The organism is Alloalcanivorax balearicus MACL04 (genome assembly GCF_025532145.1).
GTDB classification, from domain to species: Bacteria; Pseudomonadota; Gammaproteobacteria; order Pseudomonadales; family Alcanivoracaceae; genus Alloalcanivorax; species Alloalcanivorax balearicus.
This window is the reverse complement of sequence record NZ_ARXS01000059.1, coordinates 1-2475: the sequence shown is the minus strand read 5'-3', so window position 1 is coordinate 2475 and position 2475 is coordinate 1. Positions and strand designations below refer to the sequence as shown.

The window sequence follows — 2475 nt, the reverse complement described above, 5'->3', positions numbered from 1 at the left end:
GTAAGCGTCCGGCGACCCCATCTTGAGTCGACGGTTGCGGCCTTCACGATAGTGTCCACTTATTTCTTAGTGGACACTATCGATGGACCCGTTAAGCGTATCTCAGCCCCAACCTCAACCGCGACGTCGCCGTCACTTCTCCCGTGAGTTCAAGGCGCACATCGTGGCCGCCTGTCAGGAACCGGGCGTGTCCGTCTCCCGGATCGCCCTGGACAACCAACTTAACGCCAACCTGGTCCGCCGCTGGATCCGTGAAGCCGAGCAAGCCGGCCAGACAATAACGTCACCCGCGTTTATGCCCTTGGCGGTACCGGTGGCGTCGAGCCCTCCTGACCGGTCTTGCGCCAAGGAGTCGGATAACCGCATCCGCATTGAAGTGCCCCGCTCCGGCGGACCGGTCATCGTGGAATGGCCCGCCGAGCAGGCCCATCAGTGCCTGGCCCTGTTACGCGAGCTGCTGCGATGATCCGCATCGACGAGATCTGGCTGGCCACCGCGCCACTGGACATGCGCGCCGGACCGGACAAGGCCCTGGCCCGGGTGATCCAGGTGTTCGGTGCGGCGAAGCCACATCAGGCTTACCTGTTCGCCAACCGCCGGGGCAACCGCATGAAAGTGCTGATCCACGACGGCTTCGGTATCTGGCTGTGCGCCCGCCGGCTCCATCGGGGCAAGTTCCACTGGGGTGACGCTTGGCGCGGCGATCAGTTGCGCCTGAATGAAGAACAACTGGCCGCCCTGGTGCAGGGCCTGCCCTGGCAGCGACTGGGCGACGAGGCCGTGATCTCGGTGCTGTAACCACACCTCGTTCCCGTTGGCTATACGCCCAACCTCCAATCGCCCGCCGGGCGCTGGCTTGGCATACTGTCCGCATGACCTCGCGCCCTGACCTCAACGCCCTCTCTCCCGACCAACTCCGTGCCCTGGCCACCGAGTTGTTCGATCACTTGGAGAGCAAGGATCGGGTCCTCGCCCAAAATGACCGGACCCTCAGCCAACAAGAAAAAGCGATCCGTCACCGCGACGCGGTGATCGAGAAGCAGGCCCATGAACTGGCGCTGCTCAAGCGCCATAAGTTCGCCCGGCGCAGCGAGCAGTTCAAGGGCGCGCAGGGCCAGTTGCTTGACGAACTGATCGACGCCGACCTGGCCGCCATGGAGGCGGAGCTGGCCGAGTTACTTCCAACGCAGGCGCCCGCCGCTCCGGCCAAGCAACAACCCAAGCGCACGCCGCTGCCGCCGCAACTGCCCCGCACCCTGATCCACCACGAACCCGAGGATACGCAATGCCGCTGTGGGTGTGCGCTCAAGCGCGTCGGCGAGGACATCAGCGAGAAGCTGGACTACGTGCCGGGCGAGTTCACGGTGGAGCGCCATATCCGGGGCAAGTGGGCCTGCGAGCAATGCGAGACCTTGATCCAGGCGCCGGTGCCGAGGCAAGTCATCGACAAAGGCATCCCGACGTCTGGGCTGCTGGCCCAGGTGCTGGTGGCCAAGTACGCCGATCATCTGCCCCTGTACCGCCAGGAGCGCATCTTCGGCCGGGCCGGTCTGGCGATCCCCCGTTCCACCCTGGCCGAGTGGGTGGGCACCTGCGGTGTGTGGTTGCAGCCACTGGTGGATGCGCTCAGAGCCCAGTTGCTAGCCCAGCCGGTGCTGCACGCGGATGAAACGCCGGTAGCGATGCTGGCACCGGGCAAGAAGAAAACCCACCGGGCCTATGTGTGGGCTTACTGCAGCACCTCGTTCTCTGAACTGAAGGCCACGGTCTACGACTTCGCGCCCAGCCGGGCGGGCGCACACGCCCGCGCCTTCCTGGGGGACTGGCATGGCAAGCTGGTGTGTGACGACTACGCTGGCTATAAGGCGGGCTTCGGCGAGGGCATTACCGAGATCGGTTGCCTGGCGCACGCCCGTCGCAAGTTCCACGACCTGCACGTGGCCAACAAGAGTGAGCTGGCCGCCCAAGCGCTGGAGTCCATCGGTGCGCTGTACGGGATCGAGCGAGAGGCGAAGGATCTGCCGGATAAAGACCGCCAGCGCTTGCGCAACGAAAAAGCCCGGCCCATCGCCGACGCCCTGCACCAATGGATGATCTCCCGACGGCAAAAAGTCCCGGACGGCTCGGGCACGGCCAAAGCCCTGGACTACAGCCTGAAACGCTGGGCGGCGCTGACGCGCTACCTGGACGATGGCGCGGTGCCGATCGACAACAACCGGGTGGAAAACCAGATCCGCCCCTGGGCGCTGGGGCGCAATAACTGGCTGTTCGCGGGCTCTCTGCGCAGTGGTCAACGTGCGGCCGCCGTCATGAGCCTGATCCAGTCGGCGAAGCTGAACGGCCACGATCCTTATGCGTATCTGAAGGATGTGCTGGCTCGGCTGCCGACACAGAAGAACAACGCCATCGACGAACTCCTGCCGCAAAACTGGGCGCCGACCTCCGCCTGACAAGGTGGGATTACCGGACGCTTAC

The 2475-nt window shown here is 64.8% G+C and carries 3 protein-coding genes; all 3 read left to right on the top strand.

The genetic code is table 11. The features are described 5' to 3' along the window. Positions 1 to 82 precede the first annotated feature (82 nt). The 3 genes from tnpA to tnpC all read left to right on the top strand — a co-directional run bounded on the left by tnpA (position 83) and on the right by tnpC (position 2450). The gene (gene tnpA, locus MA04_RS21620) at positions 83 to 466 is read left to right on the top strand and encodes an IS66-like element accessory protein TnpA (protein WP_262462823.1); all 384 of its coding nucleotides are present in this window, start codon (positions 83 to 85) and stop codon (positions 464 to 466) included. Then, positions 463 to 798: an IS66 family insertion sequence element accessory protein TnpB gene (gene tnpB, locus MA04_RS21615; RefSeq protein WP_014992698.1), complete on the top strand. Its 336-nt coding sequence runs from the start codon at positions 463 to 465 to the stop codon at positions 796 to 798. Before tnpA ends, tnpB begins: the two co-directional genes overlap by 4 nt. A gap of 74 nt (positions 799 to 872) precedes the next feature. Beyond that, entirely contained in the window at positions 873 to 2450 is a 1578-nt protein-coding gene (gene tnpC, locus MA04_RS21610) for an IS66 family transposase (RefSeq protein WP_262462821.1), read from the top strand. Positions 2451 to 2475 lie beyond the last annotated feature (25 nt).